Origin of the sequence: Paenibacillus sp. FSL P4-0127 (genome assembly GCF_038007325.1) — a bacterium.
GTDB lineage: Bacteria > Bacillota > Bacilli > Paenibacillales > Paenibacillaceae > Fontibacillus > Fontibacillus macerans.
Window position 1 is genome coordinate 1,294,640 of the sequence record NZ_JBBOWY010000001.1, and the last position, 21,270, is coordinate 1,315,909.

The 21,270-nt window shown below is 56.0% G+C and carries 17 protein-coding genes; 14 read left to right on the forward strand and 3 right to left on the reverse strand.

The genetic code is table 11. The annotated features are described in order from the left end of the window. Positions 1 to 3: 3 nt before the first annotated feature. Both NYE74_RS05735 and NYE74_RS05740 read left to right on the forward strand, forming a co-directional pair. On the forward strand, positions 4 to 2,430 hold the full coding sequence (locus NYE74_RS05735; protein WP_341004623.1) for a glycoside hydrolase family 88/105 protein: 2,427 nt from the start codon (positions 4 to 6) through the stop codon (positions 2,428 to 2,430). Positions 2,431 to 2,440: 10 nt separating this feature from the next. Then, positions 2,441 to 3,127, forward strand: coding sequence for a DUF1961 family protein (locus NYE74_RS05740; protein WP_051985816.1), 687 nt, complete (start codon positions 2,441 to 2,443; stop codon positions 3,125 to 3,127). Between the two features lie 24 nt (positions 3,128 to 3,151). On the opposite strand, the gene NYE74_RS05745 is transcribed toward NYE74_RS05740, so the two are convergent. Then, positions 3,152 to 4,354 carry an MFS transporter gene (locus NYE74_RS05745; RefSeq protein ID WP_036619011.1) on the reverse strand — a complete coding sequence of 401 codons (1,203 nt, stop codon included), beginning with the start codon at positions 4,352 to 4,354 and terminating at the stop codon, positions 3,152 to 3,154. A 258-nt stretch (positions 4,355 to 4,612) separates the two neighbouring features. On the opposite strand from NYE74_RS05745, the gene NYE74_RS05750 reads away from it, so the two are divergent. From NYE74_RS05750 to NYE74_RS05775, 6 genes are all read left to right on the forward strand, one after another. Next, entirely contained in the window at positions 4,613 to 6,082 is a 1,470-nt protein-coding gene (locus tag NYE74_RS05750) for an FAD-dependent oxidoreductase (RefSeq protein WP_036619014.1), read from the forward strand. Positions 6,083 to 6,156: 74 nt separating this feature from the next. Then, positions 6,157 to 6,549: a hypothetical protein gene (locus tag NYE74_RS05755; RefSeq protein WP_036619018.1), complete on the forward strand. Its 393-nt coding sequence runs from the start codon at positions 6,157 to 6,159 to the stop codon at positions 6,547 to 6,549. A 435-nt stretch (positions 6,550 to 6,984) separates the two neighbouring features. Beyond that, positions 6,985 to 7,443, forward strand: coding sequence for a MarR family winged helix-turn-helix transcriptional regulator (locus NYE74_RS05760; protein ID WP_036619021.1), 459 nt, complete (start codon positions 6,985 to 6,987; stop codon positions 7,441 to 7,443). A gap of 202 nt (positions 7,444 to 7,645) precedes the next feature. Next, a complete protein-coding gene (locus NYE74_RS05765) occupies positions 7,646 to 8,278 on the forward strand; it encodes a nitroreductase family protein (protein WP_036619024.1) in 633 nt (210 codons plus the stop codon). 35 nt (positions 8,279 to 8,313) lie between these two features. Continuing rightward, positions 8,314 to 9,264, forward strand: a complete 951-nt coding sequence (locus tag NYE74_RS05770) for a ring-cleaving dioxygenase (protein WP_036619029.1) — start codon at positions 8,314 to 8,316, stop codon at positions 9,262 to 9,264. Further along, positions 9,261 to 9,878 (forward strand): alpha/beta hydrolase, encoded by a 618-nt coding sequence (locus NYE74_RS05775; protein ID WP_341004624.1) that lies wholly within the window; start codon positions 9,261 to 9,263, stop codon positions 9,876 to 9,878. Before NYE74_RS05770 ends, NYE74_RS05775 begins: the two co-directional genes overlap by 4 nt. A gap of 532 nt (positions 9,879 to 10,410) precedes the next feature. Here NYE74_RS05775 and NYE74_RS05780 read toward each other — a convergent pair. Beyond that, positions 10,411 to 11,475 carry a DUF4179 domain-containing protein gene (locus NYE74_RS05780; RefSeq protein ID WP_341004625.1) on the reverse strand — a complete coding sequence of 355 codons (1,065 nt, stop codon included), beginning with the start codon at positions 11,473 to 11,475 and terminating at the stop codon, positions 10,411 to 10,413. A gap of 70 nt (positions 11,476 to 11,545) precedes the next feature. After that, complete coding sequence (locus NYE74_RS05785; RefSeq protein ID WP_341004626.1) at positions 11,546 to 12,148, reverse strand: RNA polymerase sigma factor; 603 nt, start codon at positions 12,146 to 12,148, stop codon at positions 11,546 to 11,548. 248 nt (positions 12,149 to 12,396) lie between these two features. Here NYE74_RS05785 and NYE74_RS05790 point away from each other — a divergent pair, with 248 nt between their 5' ends. From NYE74_RS05790 to NYE74_RS05815, 6 genes are all read left to right on the forward strand, one after another. Next, a complete protein-coding gene (locus NYE74_RS05790) occupies positions 12,397 to 13,938 on the forward strand; it encodes a response regulator transcription factor (RefSeq protein ID WP_036619037.1) in 1,542 nt (513 codons plus the stop codon). A gap of 18 nt (positions 13,939 to 13,956) precedes the next feature. Then, the gene (locus tag NYE74_RS05795) at positions 13,957 to 15,768 is read left to right on the forward strand and encodes a sensor histidine kinase (protein ID WP_036619039.1); all 1,812 of its coding nucleotides are present in this window, start codon (positions 13,957 to 13,959) and stop codon (positions 15,766 to 15,768) included. 2 nt (positions 15,769 to 15,770) lie between these two features. Beyond that, a complete protein-coding gene (locus NYE74_RS05800) occupies positions 15,771 to 17,342 on the forward strand; it encodes a response regulator (protein ID WP_213509682.1) in 1,572 nt (523 codons plus the stop codon). 129 nt (positions 17,343 to 17,471) lie between these two features. After that, complete coding sequence (locus tag NYE74_RS05805; RefSeq protein ID WP_341004627.1) at positions 17,472 to 19,157, forward strand: extracellular solute-binding protein; 1,686 nt, start codon at positions 17,472 to 17,474, stop codon at positions 19,155 to 19,157. A gap of 18 nt (positions 19,158 to 19,175) precedes the next feature. Then, complete coding sequence (locus tag NYE74_RS05810; RefSeq protein WP_036619045.1) at positions 19,176 to 20,138, forward strand: ABC transporter permease; 963 nt, start codon at positions 19,176 to 19,178, stop codon at positions 20,136 to 20,138. 1 nt (position 20,139) lies between these two features. Continuing rightward, the gene (locus tag NYE74_RS05815) at positions 20,140 to 21,099 is read left to right on the forward strand and encodes a carbohydrate ABC transporter permease (protein ID WP_051985204.1); all 960 of its coding nucleotides are present in this window, start codon (positions 20,140 to 20,142) and stop codon (positions 21,097 to 21,099) included. The last annotated feature ends 171 nt before the right edge of the window (positions 21,100 to 21,270 follow it).

Genomic DNA, 21,270 nt, shown 5'->3' on the forward strand with positions numbered 1-21,270 from the left:
TTGGTGCCGCCTTATTTTCATGAGTATGATGCGATAGCGCGGGTTGCGGCGGGCCGGGTGGAGCCGGTGCTGTCCGCCGTGGCCGGCAGGTTTGTTGGAGCGAACCCGCCGCGGCCTCCGGTGTACCGTGTGCACTCGCGGCGCGGGTTCAAGCGGTTGGCGGACTGCCGTTACGATATGGATTTGGCCCGGCGATGGCCCGATTTGACGCCTGGACAATTTGTATACGTGTGGGGCATGCTGTGGTGCGAGCAGGAAGGGGAGACGCCCTTTTCCGTCAGCTGTTACAGCCCGGTCAAAGTTTATGTCAACGGCGCGCTTGCCTTTCAATCAAATTTAAATGATGACGTGTTTCCCGACCGGAAAGCCTTCTTCCGCGCAAAGACGGGGAAAGGGCGGAACGACATCGTGCTGGAATTCACGGCGGCCGGCACCGGCTGCGGCGGCGTGTTCGGTACAGGCAGCGTGAAAGGAGCGCCCTTGCATTTTTTGAATCCGACGCCGGAGGGGCGCGGTTGCGAAGGGTGGGTGTACAGCGGGCCGCAAGCGAACCGTTGGGATCGGCTGCCGGGAGCGGTTGAAGGCGAAAGGTGGGGCGGTAGCCGCGGCAGCGGGAAGCGAGAGGACGCTGAGAACGTTGGGAACGCTGAGAACGCCAAGAATCACGAAAACTGCCAGAACCTTGTTGGCATGAACCAGGGCTGTATCTATGGCGCGTGGCATCCGCAGGACCGATGGTCGCCGCAGGAGCTGGAAGCGGGCTGCTTCGCCCGCCTGTTTGGTTCGGAAGCAAAGCCCGGCGACAAAGTGTTTGCATGGTGCAAGCTGGAGACGCGAAAGTTTCCGGCGGCGGACGTGCGGATCGCCGGCCATTATGAGGGCGCCGCAACCGTGTATATCGACGGCCGCCCGGTTTTCCGCGGCATGGAGGAACGGGGCCGCTTCGGGATCGTTTTGCGCGGCGTCGATTACGGTATACATGACCTGGTGGTGGAATCGGTTTGCGAAGGAGGCGGCAACTGGGGGTTCGGGATAGACGAGGTGCGGGAACTGGAGCAGGGCGATACGGGGGAGGCCTCCGGGGAGGGCGCAGGCGCAATCGCCACGGCCCAAGCTACCGAGTATCGGCGGGCCCCGAAGGCAACGCCGGCTTTTGCACGCCGGAATCGCGTCCGTCTGCTGAGGCCCTATCCGGTGGAAGGGATGACGGAAACCTGGCTGTATGCCGGTCCTTTTTCCGGGGAAAACGCCCCGCAGGCGGCCGCGGCGACCGTTATGGATACCTTGCTGGGCCGCGGGGAAGAAGCAACGTTTTGGCGGATTGACCGGCCGGATTGCTGGATTAGGCCTTTTACGGAAAGCCCGTTGTACGGCCGATGGAATTATCCGCTCGGGGTGACGCTTTACGGTCTGCTGAAAACGGGGCGCGTCCTGAAGTTCCCGCATTTTACCCAATACGCGGCCGAGCATATCGAACAGTGCAGTAAACTGCACGAGTACGCGCTTTGGGACCGGGACCGCTACGGTGCTCCCGGCATCAACCACCAGCTGGCGATGATCGATTCGCTGGACGATTGCGGTTCGTTTGGCGCCGCGATGCTGGAGGCGAACAAGCTGCGTCCGATCCGGGGAGCCGCCGAGGCAGCGGCGCATATTGCCCGTTACATTAGTCATGTGCAGGATCGCCTGTCGGACGGGACGCTGTACCGGGCCCGGGGGACGACCGACTTTATGAAAGACACCCTTTGGTGCGACGATCTGTACATGAGCACGCCGTTTTTAAGTAAGTATTACGAATTGACGGGAGAAGAAGCCTGCCTTGAGGATGCGGCCGCACAATTTTTGCGCTACAAGGAAAGGCTGTTTATGCCCGAACTCCAAATTATGCACCATGTCTACGATATGAAGTTTGGCCGGCCGAACGGGGTGGCTTGGGGAAGAGGGAACGGCTGGGTCGTTTTTTCGCTGGCGGAACTGCTGTCGGCCATGCCCGAGCGGCATGCGCTTCACCCCGAACTGCTGGCGTTCTATCGGGAGCTTTGCCAAGGATATTTGCGGCTGCAAGGTAAAAACGGGCTCTGGCATCAAGTGCTGACCGAGCCGGACTCGTATGAGGAGGCGTCCTGCACCTCGATGTTCATTTACGCGTTTGCCCGGGGCGTCCGCCGCGGCTGGCTGGAGGAGACGGAAGCCTACCTGGAGTCGGCCCTGCGGGGCTGGCGGGGGTTGACCGAGAGCTGCATCGACAAGGACGGCAACGTCTACGGTGTATGCCGCGGGTCCGGGTATTCTTTTAACAAATACTACTACAAGGATGAATTAACGTGGCGGTTGAACGATACTCACGGAATCGGCATCGTGCTGCTGGCGGGGATTGAGGCCCTTCAGCTGCTGGGCGGAAGGGAGGTTGCCGGTTTTGGCGAATGTTGATCCTCCTATGATGGAGAGCGGCCCGTTCATCCCCGAAGGTTGGCGTTTATTGTACAGCAATCCGCTGCAGTCTTCGCAGGATACGGCGGGATTTAGGATGGAAGGGGACGGGGCCGCGACTTTTCCCCTTGGACGGCTGCGCCTGGAGAGCAAGCGGAGTGCGGAGGAGGGGCAAAAAGCCAACCTGGTGTACTGGTGCCCGGAGGAGTTTCCCGCGGATATGGCGGTGTCCTGGCGGTTCCGGCCGATCCGGGAGCCAGGGCTCGCGATTTTGTTTTTTAGCGCTAGGGGGTCGGAGGGAAGGGATTTGTTCGATCCGGCGCTGCCGCCGCGCACAGGCGAATACGACCAGTACCACCATGGGGCGATGGATGCCTTTCATGTTTCTTATTTTCGCCGCATGTGGGCCGAGGAGCGCAGCTTTCATACCTGCAATTTGCGCAAAAGCTACGGCTTCCATCTGGTCGCGCAGGGCGCCGACCCGCTGCCCGGTGTTGCCGACGCCGCCGATAGCTACCGGATGCTGATCGTCAAAAAAGGCCCGTCCATCACGTTTGCGATCAATGAAATGATCATGTTTTCGTGGCTGGATGACGGGCTTTCTTACGGTCCGCTGCTGGCCGGCGGCAAAATCGGCTTCCGCCAGATGGCCCCGCTGATCGCGGAATATGCGGATTTGGCGGTGTATGGGCCTTGATTTAGGCGCTGACGCAGGCCGCGGTCATTCCGTTCCTTGCTTCCGCTCCTGCGCGTAGCTGACGGCGCCGATCACCAGCGCGAGGACCACGATCAGCGAGCCGACCCAAGGCAGCGACGTCAGGCCGATATGGGTAATGACCAGGCCGCCGATGAAGGCGCCCATCGCGTTGCCGAAGTTGCCGGCCGCGTGGCTGGAGGTGGAGGCCAGCGCCGGAGCCGCTTTGGCCAGGTTCATGATCCGCACCTGCATCCCCGGCATAACGCCGAACGAGGCCATGCCCCATAGGAAAATCGTAATGACGGCCAAAGCAGGGCTGTGAACGGTGAAGGTGAAAATGCCCAAAATGACCGCTACGGCCAAAAACAGACCAAGCAAGGACAGCATCAGCTTCCAGTCGGCGAGCTTGCCGCCGATCATGTTGCCGAGCGTGACGCCGCAGCCGAAAATAACGAGAATCCAGGTCACGTTATGCTCGGCAAAGCCGGTGATGTCCTGAAGCAGAGGTGCGATATAGGTGAAAACGGCGAACAAGCTCGTATTTCCCAGCGCCGCGATCAGCAGAAACAGCAGCAGCTTGGGGCGGAGCAGCGCGCGGATCTGCCGGCCCACGCCGCTCGGCTCCTCCTGGCGGAGGCGCGGAATGAAGCGGAGGATGCCGCCGAGGGCGATCAAGCCCATCAGGGCAATGGCGCCGAAGGAAGCGCGCCAGCCGAGCTGCTGGCCGACAAACGTGCCGAGCGGAACCCCGACGATGTTCGAGATGGTCAGCCCGGCCATCATGATCGATACCGCACCGGCGCGTTTCTCCGGCCGGACGAGGCTGGCGGCGATAACGGCGCCAACGCCGAAGAAGGTGCCGTGCGTTAAGGCGGTCAGAATCCGAGCGGCCATAAGCACCTCATAGTTGGGCGCCACGACGGAAATGCCGTTGCCTAGGATGAAGAGAAGCATCAGCAGGCAGAGCAGGCCTTTTTGCGGAATCCGCTGGGTCAGCAGCGTCAAAATCGGTGCGCCGATCGCCACGCCCATAGCGTAAGCGGTAATCAACTGCCCGGCGGTGGAGATGCTGACATCGAGGTCATTCGCCACATTCGGCAGCAGCCCCATAATGACAAATTCGGTCATGCCGATGGCAAACGAGCCGACGGTCAGGGAAAGGAGCGCGACGGGAAACGGTTCTTTTGCGGTGGTGGCTTGTTTATGTATTGCCGGAGATGTATTCATGCTGTACAACCTTTCTGAAGTACAAGTCTTCGAATGGATTCGCTTAAGTCCAGTTTCCTATTATTAGGGGTCGGCGGATGAAGATCAAGCACTTTTTTCTGTAACCGTTTGCGCGAAAAAAGCCTCCAAAACCGCTTAACGGCGGTATTTGGAGGCTTTTTTACGCAGCTTGATGCGCTTTCAAGAGATGTCGTCTGGATATCTATTTTCCGAAGCGATAAAATAGCAGCATATAGGCGAGGGGAGAATTGTCGATTGATGAAAATAAGATTGCCAAAGTACATACGAATCGTTATGGCCATGTTGATCGCTGTCATTATTCTGCAGGGGACAGCCCCTTTGACGGGGGCTTTCACGGCTTCCGCACAAACCGAAACTCCGAAATGCGGGCAGGGCTGCAGCCGTTATGACGTCGTCCTGATCGGCAGCGAAATCGAAGGGGTTTTGCTGGCCAAGGCGGCCCATGATTCGGGATTAAGCGTGCTCATTCTGGATCCGCGCGGCAAACCGGGCGGCGAATTGATCCAGGGGCAGATGCTGGTGCTGGACGAGCCGAACGACAACCGCAAGCGCAGCTTGGTGCAGGGTGAACTGAAGCCGCTGTATGACGGATACAAAGCCGGAAAGATCCGCAAGCTGCCTGCCTTTGAACGGTTTTACGGCCGGTTGATCCAGGGCATCCCGCTGCGCAGCGGCATCGCGATCGAAGGGGTGGGCATCGTCCCCCAAGGCAAGGGGAAATCGCTCAAATCGCTGACGTACCGGGCGAGAGATGGAAAAAGGTATACGGTTGAAGCCGGTTATTTTGTGGAAAACACCGATTTCGCCGTCCTGACCAGCAAGCTTGGAAATAAGCGGATTCCCGGCATGGAGAGCATCTATGGCGGCAAGAAGCCGGATTATATGGCGGCCACCTACATGATTCCGGTCAAAAACGTCAATTGGAACAAGCTGCATCAAGCCGTGTTGGAGGATTATCCGCTTTCGAACGTCCAGGAGAAATACGGTCCCAACACTTATGTGGATTGGCATTTCGCCACGGGGTTCAGCAATCTGACGTTTAAATATAAGCCGCGCGACTCGCATCTCGTGCTCCGGGGACTTAATGCGACATATCAAAAAGACGGCGAGGTGATCATCAACAGCCTGCTGATTTACGACGTGAACCCGGCGGACCCCAAATCGGTAACGTCGGCCGTCAGCCGGGCCAAAGCGGAAGCGCCTGATATCGTCAAATACTTGCGCAAGCATATTCCCGGTTTCGATAAAGCCGAGTTGAACGGGTATCCGGAATATTTGTACATCCGCGACTTCGACCGCTATGAAACGGAATACGTGCTGGATTACCCGGATTTGCAGTCGAGCCGGATGTTTTGGGATAATGTTAGCGTCGGCGGATATCCGATCGATTTGCAGGGCACCCGTGCGATTGCCAAGGGGATCGGCTACGGCAAACCGGACCGGTACGGGATCCCGCTGCGCTCTTTTGAATTGAAGTCTTACGACAACGTGCTGGTGGCCGGGAAAAACATCGGGGCCAAGATTAAAGCCTACGGCAGCGCCAGAGTCATTCCGACCACCGGTTTGGCCGGGGAAACGATCGGCATCATTCTCGGGCATGAATGGAAACAGAAGCATAAGCGATTGAATCAGCTGACGCCGGCCGATTTTGAGCGGATTCACGATTATTTGGCCAAAGATTACGGCATCGTCCTCGCCGGGAAGTAACGGTCATCTTCACGAATATTCCTGCCGATTGGGACATATTTTTGAACAAGCAAAAAATTGACCAAGCGGGAGGCATGGCCGTGGGGATCGCGTATATTAGAATTTCCGTCATTTATTTTGTCGCCGGGGTACTGTTGGGCATGTATATGTCGATGGGGCATGCGCATGAACTGGAGAGCGTGCACGCGCATGTCAATTTGCTGGGGTGGGCTTCGTTTGCGCTGGCGGGGCTGATTTATGTGCTGTTTCCGGAGGCTGGAGAAAGCTTGCTTAGCAAAATCCAATTTTGGACTTATTCGCTCGGCCTGCCGATCATGATGATCAGCCTCGCCTTTCTGGAGCTTGGCTCGGAGCAATTTGAGCCTCTGGCGGCGATCGGCGGAATGTTGGTTGTGCTCGGCGTCGTTCTGTTCGCCGCCAATGTATTGCTGCATGTGCATCCCAAGGCGTCCGGCGGCAAGCAGTGATGAGTATTGCTGCTGGACTCCTTTGGAGATAGCAGGGCAGGGGACAGGACGTGACAGAACATGATAGAACGTGACAGGACAGTTGGATCAAGCGCAAAAGTGCATGCGAATTTTGTCAAAACCTCTCGAAACTAACCGGCGAATTGCAAAAGTGCAGGCCATTCTCACCCTTTTGAGCAAACTTGTCTCTAAGTCCCATTTTCAACTGCACTTTTGCATCTCACCGCTCAAATAACCGGAATTCGGGCTCATTTCAACTGCACTTTTGCATTTCGCGGTAATGCTTCAGCTTCTTTTAAACAGAAAGGCTTGACATCGCCGAGATAATATCTTAATATTAAGACAAATAGATTTAAGAGTCTTAAAAACTTATGAAAATCGCGTATCAATTAAGAAAATGTATCTGCATGAACAAATGTTTGGAGGTGAACCGGCGTGGATAGAGTGCAAAACGAGGCGCTGCACCTGTTGGTCGTATTGTCCCGGGCAAGCCAATGGGTACATGCGCACAGCGACAAATCGATCCGCGAGTACGGGTTGACCCGCACCGAATTCGGCGTGCTGGAGCTGCTGTACCACAAGGGGCGCCAGCCGACCCAGCAGATCGGCAACAAAGTGCTGATGAGCAGCGGCAACATTACGTATACGGTCGACAAGCTGGAGAAGAAAGGGTTTGTGGCCCGCAAAACCTGCAAGGAAGACCGGCGTCTGGTGTATGCGGAAATTACCGAGCGCGGCAAGCAATTTATCGAAGAAGTGTTCCCCCGGCATACGAAACTGATTGAAGAGGTGCTGGGCGGGCTGTCGCCGGAGGAAATGCAAACGGCCGCTAAACTGTTGAAAAAGCTGGGCAAGCATGCTGAAGAGAGCTATAAGGAAGAGGGCTTTAAGTAGGCGAGAATCGATCGATGGGTTTGATGGCAAAGGTGAAGCGATTGGTTTATTGGGGAGGATCGCTGAATCGTTGGATAGGTTCGTTGGATGGGATTTTGGGGCGTCTTTTGGATGACCCCGGCCTGCTGCCTTTCCAATATCTTAATATAGAGATTCTTTAAATGTACGCATTTGACATTTCCAAGGTGAAGGAGGAGCAAGTATGGCTGATCATGATTTTACATCAATACTTAAATCCCGCCGCTCGGCGAATAAATTTATCCCGGGGGTGGAAATGGATAACAAGGAATTGGACGAGATGTTCAACCTCGTTAAATACGCCCCGTCAGCGTTTAATCTGCAGCATGCCCATTATGTGGTGGTGAAAGACCCCGATCTGAAGGAGAAAGTATACGAAGCGGCGGAAAAACAATACAAAGTCCGGACCGCGTCGGCGGTGATCCTGGTGCTGGGCAAACTCGACGCCCACAAGGACGCCGCGGCGATGAACGAAGGGCTGCTTAACCTGGGAGTGCTCAGCAAGCAGGAATACGATCAGCTCGTCTCGTCCACGATCGGTTTCTATGAGAGCCGGGGCGAGCAATTTATGCGGGATGAAGCGATCCGCAGCGCCAGCCTGTCGGCCATGCAGTTTATGCTGATCGCCAAAGACAAGGGCTGGGACACATGCCCGATGATCGGCTTTAACCCGGACGAAATGCGCAAGCTGCTGCAGGTCCCGGACAATTACGTCCCGGCCATGCTCATCGCGATCGGCAAGGAGGATACTTCCAGCTTTCGCCCGCGCGGTTACCGCAAACCGGTTGGAGAGTTTGTCAGCTACGACAAGTTTTGAAATAAGCGTAACCACAAAAAAAGGAGTGACCAGTCATGATTCAACCAACGGCAGGGATTCACCATATTACGGCTTTTGCCTCCGATCCGCAGAAAAATGTCGATTTTTATACAGGTGTACTCGGATTGCGTCTGGTCAAAAGAACAATCAATTTCGATGCGCCGGAAGTCTATCATCTGTATTTTGGCGATGAGGCGGGCAATCCGGGATCGATTATGACCTTTTTCCCGACGGCGGGAGCCCGGCGCGGCCGGGTCGGAGCCGGTCAGGTAGGGGTTACCGTGTACGCCATTCCGGAGGGCGCGATGCCGTTCTGGCGGGAACGGCTGCGGAAATTCGGCATTTCCACGACCGACACGCAACGCTTCGGCGAAACGTATTTGCATTTCCGCGATGGCGACGGGCTGCAAATCGAGCTGGTCGAACGGGCGGCCGGACCGCTAAGCACCTGGTCGTTTGGCGGGGTTCCGGCGGATAAAGCGATCAAAGGCTTTGGCGGCGCGGTGCTGTTCAGCGCGGCTCCCGGCAAAACGGCCGGGCTGCTGGAGCATGTGATGGGCCTGAAAAAGCTGGGCGAAGACGAATTTTACGCCCGCTTTAAAGCGGAGGGAGACCTGGGCGACGTCATTGACGTGAACGTTAAGCCGATGGAATACGGCGCGGGCGGCGCCGGCACGGTGCACCACATCGCCTGGCGGGCCCGGGATTTCGCCGAGCATGAAGAGTGGAGAGAGCGGGTCGCCGAGCATGGGTACCGGCCGACGCCGATCGTCGACCGGCAGTATTTTCACGCGCTATATTTCCGGGAGGAGGGCGGCATCCTGTTCGAAGTCGCCACGAACCCGCCGGGCTTCGCGAATGATGAAGATCCGGAGCATTTGGGCGAAAAGCTGATGCTGCCGGCCTGGTACGAGCCGCAACGCGAGGCGATCGAGCAGAACTTAACTCCGATCGAAGTGCGGGTGCTTGAGGAGGATCTGCGATGAAGCATATTTTCAAGCCGGGTACGGGGAGCGGCGAGCGGGCGGCTCCTCCGCTGCTCCTGCTTCACGGCACCGGCGGGACGGAAACGGATTTGCTGCCGCTGGCAGAGCTGATTTCGCCCGCGTCGCCGGTGCTCGGCGTCAGAGGCAACGTGCTGGAAAACGGGATGCCGCGGTTTTTCCGGCGGCTGGCGGCCGGTGTCTTCGACGAGGAAGATCTCGTGCTCCGCACGCGGGAGCTCAACGACTTCCTGGACGAAGCGTCGGAGCAATACGGGTTTGACCGCCGCGCCCTGGTCGCGGTCGGTTACTCGAACGGGGCGAACATTGCGGCCAGCCTGTTGTTTCATTATCCGCAGGCGCTCGGAGGGGCGATTTTGCACCACCCGATGGTGCCGCGCCGCGGCGTCGAGCTGCCGGACATGGCCGGGCTGCCGGTCTTTATCGGGGCGGGGCGCTACGACGCCATGTCCCCGGCGCGGGAAACCGAGGAACTGGAGCGGCTATTAAGCGGGGCTGGGGCCGACGTGCACGTGCATTGGGAACCGTACGGCCATCAGCTGACGCCAACCGAAGTGGATGCCGCAGCCGCCTGGTTCCGGCAAAACTTTTCGTAATTGATATCAATTTGATCCTCTTCCGTTTTGGGAGAGGATTTCTTATTTCGGGCAAGGAGGGGGCGGGGGGCATGGTTATGATTGTGGATGCTGCCCGGAACCGCAGCAATAGCGGTAAATAAGGGTGTTATTTTCGGCGAAAAAGGTGGGTCAGGGAAAGTAGGGGAATTTTTTACCGCTAATTGTGAGCGATGAGCTGACAAAGGCGCTTTTACCATGCTTGGCAGAAGAATAGGAACAAAAAGTTCCGCTAATTCGCGAGTGAAGGGTGAAGCTTAAGAAATAGGTACACAAATTACCGTTATTTCCGTACGCCGATAAATTTTCGTGCGCAGACAAATTTCCGTGCGCTGGCGAGCCTCAGTGTCATAGCGGGCCCCACCATCGGAGGAGCCGCGATTGAGGCCGGATACACCCTTACATCACCTATGGGTTGACTTTACTCTTGCCGACAAAGAAGCTTCGTCCCAAAAATGCAAAGGCCCGGCGCCTGTGTAAGGGCCGAGCCTTTGCTAATTTTAGAGATTTGCCGCTATTTTACATCCACCTGGAATTCCAGCTCGCTGAGGTATTTCTTTTCGTGGAATTTGCCGGAAGATTTGTCTTGGTTCAGCACATAAGGCTTGATCGTAATCGATTTCGGCGTCTCTTTAAACGGCGTGAAATTGTAGTCGATCACATATTGCCCGTCTATAAAGGTTATATGGTTGCCTGGAAGTTCCTCCAGCAGGCTGTTGTTCTCATCGCGGATATCGAATCCAAACCGATATTTGCCGGCGTACAGATCTTCAGCCGGAAGTTTGTACTCTTCCCCGAGGCTGGCTAGCTCCCCGCTGCCGGTCATGGTCAAACGCGTCGTGATCGGCGTCAATTCCAGCTTGTCCAGAGCAAAGCGGAATCCGTCATACGATTTAACCATTTCCGGCTTCAAAACGACGTTTTCGGTGTTTTTCTTCACCGGGAACGTCAACAAATAAGGCTGATCAGAACCGGTTAAGGTCGCTTCAAGCTTCAATTCGAAGGAATCGCCCAGCGGTTCAGGCCGTCTCACCAGATCCGGATCAGCATTAGGCAGGGTGATAGGAGGGGTGTCGTTAAATTCCAGAATGGCCGTATCCCGGGTATCTCCGTCCGTCAAAGTATAACCTCCCGGATAGTACCGCTCGCCGTTAATGTACATACTGATGTCTTTAAGGACGCCTTTGCCGCTGCTGTCGGTGTCACCGTTGTCCATGCGCTCGCCAAGCAGTTTGGCGTCCGCTTGACCGTCTCTTTTTAGGGCAATGGAGATGCGGGTTCCATCATAAACATATCCGGTGCTTTCCAGGGTCATATCGTTATGGCTGTCTTTAGCTTGGACGGGCTGGTACAATCCGTTGGCCACGCTTGCCTGCAGCCCGGTATCCCCGTACTGCTGAAAGATGTTGCCGATGAGCGGAACCTGGCTCAGCGCGCTGGCCATGACCGGGGATACGAACCCGCTGCCGATGATCCCAAAACCTAAAGCCGCGGCTATCCCCGAGACCGCCACCGTTCTTTTCATCCGGTTGCTTTTACTGCGGCTGCGACGATTCAACTCTGCATTTGTATGGTTCATTTGTTCAACAATCCTTTCACCCAAGTTTAATTCCGGAACTTCCGTATTTTGAATCATATATTCCAGGTTGTCAGTAACCTGCTTTGCTGGATCGGATATTGGCTTCAATTTTTTGGCCTCCCTTATTCCGTTTGTATTGGACTAGTTTGTTGCGGATGCGCTCATATTGTTTCCGTAATGTGGCCGGCTTGCGGTCCATAATCTGCCCAATCTCCTCGGAAGTGTACTGCTCCACCGCTTTTAACAGCACAAGATTCCGTTCGCTGGGGGTCAGCGGATCCAGCAATTCCATGACGGCGGATTCCTGTTCGGAGTAGGTGAATAATTTAGCTTCGTTCTGGTATCTGTCCGCAATTCGTTGGTACCGTTTTTTCTTTTTCAGCACATCCATGCTGTGATTGTAGGCGATTCTGTACAGCCATGCCGAAAATGGGGAGTCCCCGCGGTAATCGCCTATATTTCGATAGGCCCGGATAAAAATGTCCTGAAGCGCATCCTTGGTTTCCTCACGATCTCTAATCAGGTAGTAACAATAGGTATACAGCTCTTTTTCGAAATGGCGGGTGATCTCGATAAATGCCTCCTGAGAGCCTGTTTGCGCCTGGCGAGCCCATTCGTCAACCATAGCTCTTCGCTCAGCCCGGTTTATCGAAGTCGCTGTTTTGCTATCCAATTCATCACCTCCCTGTGTTTTAACTTCGCTTATACGACTACCGTTTCTTAACGATTTGTGACATGAAATATAAAAAAATGCAAGCTTATAACCGGAAGGCTGGCGGCCATTGTGGGATTTTTTGGTTTCCACCTTCCGGGAGTTATGCTAAATTATTTCATGAACACGCTTACAAGTTTGGCTGACTCAGCATTGACATAAGAAACAAGAAACAAGAAACGTCCGAAAAGAAGAAGGAGCGATGCGGTATGCTGCAGGTACTGCTTGTGGATGATGAGCCATGGGTACTGGAGGGGCTGCGCACAATGGTGAACTGGGAAAAGCACGGTTTCCGGGTTTGCGGGGAAGCCCACGACGGACCGGAGGCGCTGGCGATGATCGAAGAGCTCCGGCCGGAGCTGGTCTTCACGGACATCCGCATGCCGGCGGTCACGGGGCTCGAATTGATCGAAAGGAGCCGGCAGACGCTGAAAAGGCCGCCCGAATTCGTCATTTTAAGCGGCTATGACGATTTTAATTACGCGCTGACGGCCATGCGCCAACGCGCCGTGGATTATTTGCTTAAACCGATTGACGAAGAGGAAATCGAGGCCCTTCTGGCCAAGCTCGGGCAAAAGATTACGGACGAGTTGGCCGCGGAGCGCAGCCTGCCCCGGAAGCGGTCGCTGTTCGTAAACAATCTGCTCAACCGTTTGATTCAGGGGGAAGGCGATCCGGAACTGCAATCCGAAGCCGCGAGGTCGCTTGGCCTTCCGGGAGAGGCGGAGCTGCGCTGCGCGCTGATCGATACCGGGGCCGATGGGAGTGGCCTAAGCCAGCGGATCGGCGCCTTTTTCGCGCAGGATGCCGGCCGGTTTTTTCAGGACCGGGCCGGGCGGACGGGCGTGATCCTGCGCGCGGAGGACATGACGGATTCCCGTTTGGAGGAGACCGGGCTGGCCGTCAACCGCGAGCTTGCGGAGCGTAAGCAGCGGGTCCTGGTGACGGTCAGCGGCATCGCAAAAGGGATGGGGGCGATTCGGGAGCTATATTTGCAGGCGCTCGATCTGAACAGAGCAAAACGCAGCCAGGGGAAAACGGGGCTGTTTTTTCATAACGGCCCAGCCTCGGCGACTTGGCAAGATGCCGCCTATAAGGGCTGGTTCCGCCGTTTGCCCGAGCTGGTGGAAGCCGGCGCGCCGGAGATGATTGATTCCGCGATCGAGGAGGCGTTCGCGGCGCTAACCTGCGGTCAGGCGGACATCGAAGCGTTGCAAGCGGACGCCGCGAATCTGGAGCTCACCCTTTGCCGGCAAATGGCCGGATTCCACGGCGATCCCGACGGTTTCATGAAACGTATGCAGGCGGAATACGGAAGCCTCGGCGGCATAGCCGACTACGCGGCGTTGAAGCGGTATGTGCGCCGGCTGTGCCTGGAAGCGGCGGCTCAGATCGGCGAACTCAAGCGGCGGAGCGAGGGCAATACGATTTTTCAAGTGATCCGGTATGTGGACGGGGCGTACAGAAGCAAGCTGAAGCTGCAGATTTTGGCGCAAAAGTTCCATATGAACCCGGCCTATTTGGGCCAATTATTCAAAAAGGAGACGGGCAAACCGTTCAACGAATATTTGAACATGAAGCGGATCGAAGAGGCCAAACGGCTGCTGAAGCGGACTCCGATGAAAATTTCCGAGATCGCCCTGCAGGTCGGATATCCGAATACGGACTATTTTCTCAGCAAGTTCAAGCAGGCGACCGGGGTGCTGCCTTCGGTTTACAAGCAGGAGCCCGATCGCGAGCGGGCGGATTAATTGGGGGACGGTGCGCGCATGGCAAGATTGAAATTTCGGGGAAAAGTGAACGATATTCCGCTCAACTACAAGTTTTTGCTGATTTATCTGGTTGGCGTGCTGGTGCCGATTTTGGTCATCATTTTGCTGTTTATGACCCGGATGTCCGATTTCATCATGGAGCGGGAGGAGCAGAACCTGGAGATCTCCATGGAGCGGGCCCGAAAAGACATTCACGATTTTATCGACGGAGGCGTCGCCGTCAGCCATGCGCTGAATACGGACAAAGCGCTGTACGAAATGCTCGACCGGGAATACTCCGGCCAACTCGATTTCTATACGACGTTCGACGAGCAGCTGCGCAACCGGGTGACCAGCTACATTCCGGTCAACAACCAGATTTTGCGGATCGGGATTTATACCGCCAATCCGACCATCGTTCCCGGCGGCAATTACCATATCATCGACGAGCAGGTGAAAAACAGCGCCTGGTACCGCCTTTGGCAGATCTCCGGCGATAAGGTCTCCGTCGCAGCGTACCGGGCGGCCCAGGCCAGCAATTGGGCGAACACCGAGCCGTATTTGAGCGTCATCGAACGCATGGATTCCTATGATTCCTACGACGAATACGATAAGCTGTTGCGGATCGACATTGACCTCAGCAAAATTTATGACGTCATCAAGCGGGAGCAGGATTATCTGGACTTGTATCTGGTCAACGGGGAGGACGAAGTCATCATGTCCGCGGCCAGCGGCTACCAAAGCGGAGGCGCAAACGGTTACGCCAAGTTTGCATGGACGGAGGAGATGCGGGAAAAAGGCGTCAAAACCGTGGCCATCGGAAGCGCGCGCTATGTCAAAGGCTGGCGGCTGATCGGCATTCCGCAGGGAGTCCGGGTCACGAACGCGATGCTCGACATGCGGATTTTTGTCGGGATACTGGCTGCTGCTGCGGCCTTTTTTACGGCAGTGTTTATTTACGTCATGCTCCGGTCCTATCATTACCGGGTTAAGCGGCTGGCGCGGCATATGCAGAAGGTCAGCAACGAGAAGTTCGATCTCATCCGGATCGATGAGGGGCGCGACGAAATAGGCGGGCTGATCCGCCATTTCAACCGCATGACGGCGCGGATCAATACGCTGATCAACGATGTCTACAAGCTGGAAATCCAAAAGAAAAGCCTGGAGATGGAACGGGTGCGCGCGGAGCTGAATTTTTTGCAAAGTCAGATGAACCCGCATTTTCTGTTCAACACGCTCAACGCGATCCTGGTCGTCTGCACGAAAAACAATTATTCGGACGTAACGGACATCATCAAGAGCTTGTCCAAGCTGCTGCGGCGGCTGCTCAGCTGGAAGGAAGACCTGGTGACGCTGCAGGAAGAAATGATGTTTATCGACATGTATCTGAAAATCGAGAAATTCCGCTTCCGGGATAAATTCGAATACCGGTTCGACCTTGCGGAGGAGGCGCTGCACTACAAGATTCCGAAAATGAGCATCCAGCCGCTTGTCGAAAATGCCTGTAAGCATGGGATTCAAGCCGTGCAAGGGCTCGGATTGGTTCAGATTAAGGCGTACGTGGGCGACGGCAGGCTCCGCATCGTCATTTCCGACAACGGCAAGGGCATCGAGCCCGGGCAGCTGCGGGAAATGCTGGTGGCCGTGCGCAGCGAGAACGCCTCCGGGAGCAGCATCGGCATCCGCAACGTTTACCGCCGGTTCGAGCTTTATTATCGCGATCAGGTTCGTTTTGACATCAGCAGCAAACTCCACCAGGGAACGGAGGTCTCCTTCGCAATCCCGATCAAGCTGTTGGAGCATCAAGAAGAATTGGACAGGGAGGCGTGAACATGGCTTTTAAAGTGCTGTTGATCGACGACGAGCCGGGTGCGATCGAAGGAATGCAGCTGTGGATCGACTGGCGCGGGCTTGGCTTCGACGTTTGCGGAACGTGCGCCAATGGTGCGGAGGGGCTTGAAATGATCGAAAAGCTGCAGCCGGATCTCGTCGTGACGGACGTGCGGATGCCGGTGCTTGACGGGCTCGGGATGATCGAGGCGTGGCAGCGGGGCGGCTCCCGCGGGGTGCGGTTCGCCATCGTCAGCGGGTACAGCGACTTTCAATACGCGCAAAAGGCGATGCGGTTCGGGGTTAACCATTACTTTTTGAAACCGATTGATGAAGCAGCGGCCGCCAAGGAATTGGCGGTAATTTACGGGGAGCTTTTGCAGGAACGCGAGCTGCAGCGCATCAGCCGGATCGCGTCCCTGGAGGAGACGGTATCCCGGATCAAGAAGCTGCTTACCGAACCGCCCGGGTTGCCGCCCGAGCCGGAGCCCGATGCCGAGGAGGCTGCGGTGCAGCTTGCCTCGGCCAGGGGGCTTGAAGCTCTCTCCTCCCTTCGGGAGGCCTGGAATTTCTGCCTGATCCGCACCGTGCCGGACAGACGCGCGGAGCTGCGGGAAATCGCGGCTTCGCTGGCCGCCGGGGAGGAAGCGATGGTGCTGGTGGACCTGGAAACGGGCGATTTCGGTCTGGTATTCGGCTACGCTCCCGGCCCGGATGGGGAAGACGGGTTTGCCCGGATGCGGGAGCTGGCTCGGCGGTATGCCGGGTTGCCCGCGCTCCTGGCGCTGGGAGCCGGCGCACCGTCTCTCGGCGGGCTCCATGCCTGCTTCCGCAGCGCCCTTGGGGCGATGCCGCATAATTTTTACGCCCAGGCTTACCCCGCGATCGCCCGGTACCTGCAGGTATGCCTTCGTTCATTTAACTCCCGCTACGATCAGGCGGAGTGGATTGACCGCGTGCTGGAAGCCGTTCAGCTGCTTGATAAAGCCGGTTTGCGGAAAGCCGGGCAAGAGGCGGCCGTCCGCTTTCGCGAGCGGTACACCGACCCGGATATTGTGATGAAGCTGGCGATCCATCTTTTTTACAATATTGCCGATCAGCTGCGGGAAGCCTTGGGCGACAAGGCTGATCCCCTCATCGGCCGCTGCGGGCCGCCCCGCGCCCAGGAGGCGCTGACGGTGGAGGAGCTCCTGACGGCGCTGGTCTCTTTTGGCGCGGAAAGCATCGATTTGCTGCTCGAGGAAACGACGCGGAGCTCCCGGGGCATCGTTCAGGACATCAACCGCTACATCGGCGAGCATTACCGGGAAGGGCTGACGATCAAAAAGCTGGCCGAAGTTTTTTATCTCCATCCGGTATACCTGGGGCAGCTGCTGATGAAGAAAAACGGGGTTCATTTCAACGAGATGATTCATAATCTCCGCATTGAGGAGGCGGCGCGGCTGCTTCGGGAAAACAAACTGAACAACAGCGAGGTGGCGGAACGGGTCGGTTATGCCAACTACGGGCAGTTTCTCAAGCAGTTCGAGAAGCGGCTGGGCCTGTCTCCGAATGAATACAGAGGCAGGAGCTAAAATTTTGAAGGGTAATGCTTTAATTGTGATATAGTTTCGGCCGTGGCAGCGCTTTTACAATAAAGATGGGTTTCTTGTAAGGGCTTCCAAACCTTGACAAGCAACTAAAACTTTACGGAGGTGCTTTACATGGGGGGCAAGTCAAAGTCGGTTCTCCGGCTCGGCATCCTGCTGCTGCTGTCGCTTAGCGTTATTCTGTCGGGGTGCGGCGGAGGCAACCGGACAGAGGGTTCCGGAAACAATGCCGATAATGGGTCCGGAAATGCCGGGGACAAGGCGGAACCGTTTGAGATCACCGCTTTTATTGGCGAAGCGGGGCAACAGCCGACGCCGGACAACAAGATCTACAAGAAAATCAAAGACGAGCTGGGAGCGACGTTCAAATTCGAGTTCCTGGCGGGCGATATCAATCAGAAGCTGGGCGTGATGATCGCCGGCTCCGATTACCCGGATATCATGACCGGGAACACCAAGCTGACCGCGGCGGGCGCCTACATTCCGCTGGAAGATCTGATCGAAGAGCATGCGCCCAATTTGAAGAAGCATTACGAGAAGTACTGGAACATGATGAAGGACCCGAACGACGGCCATATCTACATTTTGCCGAACTACGGAGCTTTCAACGGCGAAGTCAGCAGCACCTATTACTCGGGGCCGGCCTTCTGGATCCAAAAAGCGGTGCTCAAGGAATTCGGCTATCCGCAGGTGAAAACGCTGGACGAATACTTCGATTTGATCGCCAAATACAAGGAGAAATATCCGACGATCGACGGCAGCCCGACGATCGGCTTTGAAATATTGAACTACGACTGGAAAAACTGGGGGCTGTTCAACGCGCCGCAGCATCTGATCGGGCACCCGAACGACGGCGGCGTCGTGGTGAACGACGGCAAAGCCGAAATTTTCGCCGACAAGGATTATGCGAAACGGTATTATCAAAAGTTGAACGAAGTCAACCAGCTCGGGCTGATCGACAAAGAGACGTTTACGCAAAACTTTGACCAGTATTTGGCCAAAATATCCAGCGGCACCGTGCTTGGGATGTTCGACCAACACTGGAACTTCCAGACCGCGGAGAACGCCCTGATCACGCAGCAGAAGCTGGAAAGAACCTATGTCGGGCTCCCGCTCGTTTACGATTCGAGCACCAGGGATTATTACCGGGACCGTCCGCCGCTCAACCTCAACAACGGTTTCGGCATCAGTGTTAATGCGAAGGAACCGGTCAAGATCATCAAGCTGCTCGACCGTTTGATTCAGGAGGATTGGCAAAAGGTGCTCGCCTGGGGCATCGAAGGCGAGGATTATATCGTCAATGAGGAAGGCCGGTTTGTGAGAACGCAGGAACAGCGCGATAAGACGACCGACGCCACTTGGAAGCTGGCCAACAAAGCGGACACGTTGTTTGGCTTCATGCCGAAAATGGAAGGCTACTACAGCGACGGCAATGCGACCGACGCCGCCGCGCAACCGGAAGAATACCGGGCCGGCCTGAAGGACTACGATAAGGAGTTTCTCGCGGCTTACGGTTATGAGAGCTACGTCGACTTCTTCAGCGATCCGCCGGAAAATCCGATTTATTACCCGGCCTGGTCAGTGGATCTGGTGGAAGGCTCGGAAGCGAAAATCGTCAGTACGAAGCTGAACGACCTGTCGACCAAGCACTTGCCGCAAGCGATTATGGCGAAACCGGGAGAGTTCGACAAGGCCTGGGACGCTTATACGTCCGAAATCCACAAGCTGAACGTGAAAGCTTACGAGGACCGGATCAATGAAGTGCTGAAGTGGAGAATCGATACCTGGACCGTGAAATAAAGCAGGGAGAACAACTTTATGAATGAGACCTTAATGGAACGAAGTACTGTCCGGAAAACAAAAAAGGGCAAGCAGCGCATCACGTGGAACCTCATCAAAAGCCAGCGGCAGTTGATTTACATGTCGGTGCCGCTGCTAGCTTACATTGTTTTGTTCGCATACGTGCCGGTGTGGGGCTGGACGATGGCGTTTCAGGACTACAAGCCGGCGTTGGATTTCAGTGAACAGAAATGGGTTGGGTTCAAGCATTTCAAATTCCTGTTCGAGGACGACAATTTTTTGCGCGTGCTGCGCAACACGTTGGGCATGAGCATCATCAACCTGGTTCTCGGATTTGTTACCGCGATCATTCTGGCGCTGCTGTTGAATGAAATCAAGAAGGTGTTCTGGAAAAGAACCGTACAAACCATTTCCTACCTTCCGCACTTTTTGTCCTGGATTATCGTGACGGGGATCGTGGCCACTTCTTTGGCTTCCGACGGGATTGTCAACGATTTGCTGATCAAGCTGCATCTGATCGATGAACCGATTCTCTGGCTCAGCGAAGGGAAGTACTTCTGGGGCGTCGTCGGGGCGTCCCATGTTTGGAAGGAAGTCGGCTGGAACACGATCATTTACCTGGCGGCCATGGCCTCGATCGACCCGGCGCTGTATGAAGCCGCAGACATGGACGGAGCAAGCCGCTACCGGAAAATGCTCCACGTAACGCTGCCGGGAATCAAGCCGACAATCGTCATCCTGCTGATTATGTCCATCGGCCATATTTTGGAGGCCGGGTTTGAAGTTCAGTATTTGCTTGGCAACGGGCTGGTCGTCGACTGGGCGGAAACGATCGACATCTTCGTGCTGAAATATGGGATTGCCCAAGGCAACTATTCGTTAGCTACCGCCGGCGGCATCTTTAAAACGGTCGTAAGCGTCATCATGCTGCTCATCGCGAATTGGACCGCGAAGCGGCTCGGGGAAGAGAGGCTGTTATAGCATGGCAAACCAAACGGCAAGTCCGCAGCGGGTTCCCGCTGCGGCCGTGAACCGGCGTCTGGGGACAGGCCGCGTTGAGCCCGTTCTTTTTCATACCTTCAATACGCTGTTCATGATTTTTCTCGTTGTCGTCACGCTGTATCCGTTCCTGAATACGATCGCCGTGTCGCTGAACGCGGGTAACGATACGATCCGGGGCGGGATCTACCTGTGGCCGAGGCAATTTACGCTGCAAAATTATAAGGCCGTCTTCGTGTCGGGGACGATTTACGACGCCTTTTGGATTTCGGTGGCGCGCACGGTGTTGTCCACTCTGCTGAACATTTTCCTGACGACGATGCTGGCCTATACGTTAAGCCGGCGGGAATACGTGTTCCGCAAGCCGATTACGTTTATTTTCGTATTGACGATGTATTTCAACGCCGGTTTGATTCCTGGCTACTTTCTGATGAAGGACCTGCACCTGATTAACACGTTTTGGGTGTACGTCGTTCCTTCGATGGTCAGCGCTTTTAACCTGATCGTTATCCGCACCTACATCGGCACAATTCCGGAAAGCCTGATCGAGTCGGCCAGAATCGACGGGGCTGGGGAGTTCAAAATCTTCTGGCGGATCATTTTCCCGCTGTGCAAGCCCGTGCTGGCCACGATTGCCCTGTTCGTCGCCGTCGGCGCCTGGAACTCGTGGTTTGACGCGTTTCTGTACACTTCCTCGCGGCAGGAACTGAGCACTCTGCAATACGAGCTGATGAAGCTGCTGTCTTCAAGCATGAACGCGAACAGCAATCCGGCCGTGGCCGCGGGGGCCGGGATGACCCAGGAGACTGCGGCCGCGATGGTAACGCCGCTGTCGATTAGGGCCGCAGTGACGATCGTGGCTTCCGTGCCGATCCTGCTGGTGTACCCGTTTATGCAAAAATATTTCGTCGTGGGGCTGAACGTGGGGAGCGTCAAGGAGTAGGGGATAAGCATGCGCGTTTGCATGGGCCGCTTGCATAGGTTGTTTAGCGTGTGAAGGCTGCGGGTTTTCCTTGGTAATCTAACGGTTGCAGCAGCCGCTATTTTGCGAAAAATGCCCTTTGAAATCGCCGTTGCTGGGGCAAATAGCGGTTGTGGCATCCGTTAGAATAGT

Coding starts and splice junctions, on each gene's coding strand:
- NYE74_RS05780 (WP_341004625.1), bottom strand. CDS start 11,475: ATGAACCATACAAATGCAGAGTTGAATCGTCGCAGCCGCAGTAAAAGC.
- NYE74_RS05815 (WP_051985204.1), top strand. CDS start 20,140: ATGGCAAACCAAACGGCAAGTCCGCAGCGGGTTCCCGCTGCGGCCGTG.
- NYE74_RS05800 (WP_213509682.1), top strand. CDS start 15,771: ATGGCTTTTAAAGTGCTGTTGATCGACGACGAGCCGGGTGCGATCGAA.
- NYE74_RS05795 (WP_036619039.1), top strand. CDS start 13,957: ATGGCAAGATTGAAATTTCGGGGAAAAGTGAACGATATTCCGCTCAAC.
- NYE74_RS05750 (WP_036619014.1), top strand. CDS start 4,613: ATGAAAATAAGATTGCCAAAGTACATACGAATCGTTATGGCCATGTTG.
- NYE74_RS05745 (WP_036619011.1), bottom strand. CDS start 4,354: ATGAATACATCTCCGGCAATACATAAACAAGCCACCACCGCAAAAGAA.
- NYE74_RS05770 (WP_036619029.1), top strand. CDS start 8,314: ATGATTCAACCAACGGCAGGGATTCACCATATTACGGCTTTTGCCTCC.
- NYE74_RS05810 (WP_036619045.1), top strand. CDS start 19,176: ATGAATGAGACCTTAATGGAACGAAGTACTGTCCGGAAAACAAAAAAG.
- NYE74_RS05790 (WP_036619037.1), top strand. CDS start 12,397: ATGCTGCAGGTACTGCTTGTGGATGATGAGCCATGGGTACTGGAGGGG.
- NYE74_RS05775 (WP_341004624.1), top strand. CDS start 9,261: ATGAAGCATATTTTCAAGCCGGGTACGGGGAGCGGCGAGCGGGCGGCT.
- NYE74_RS05765 (WP_036619024.1), top strand. CDS start 7,646: ATGGCTGATCATGATTTTACATCAATACTTAAATCCCGCCGCTCGGCG.
- NYE74_RS05805 (WP_341004627.1), top strand. CDS start 17,472: ATGGGGGGCAAGTCAAAGTCGGTTCTCCGGCTCGGCATCCTGCTGCTG.
- NYE74_RS05740 (WP_051985816.1), top strand. CDS start 2,441: ATGGAGAGCGGCCCGTTCATCCCCGAAGGTTGGCGTTTATTGTACAGC.
- NYE74_RS05755 (WP_036619018.1), top strand. CDS start 6,157: ATGGCCGTGGGGATCGCGTATATTAGAATTTCCGTCATTTATTTTGTC.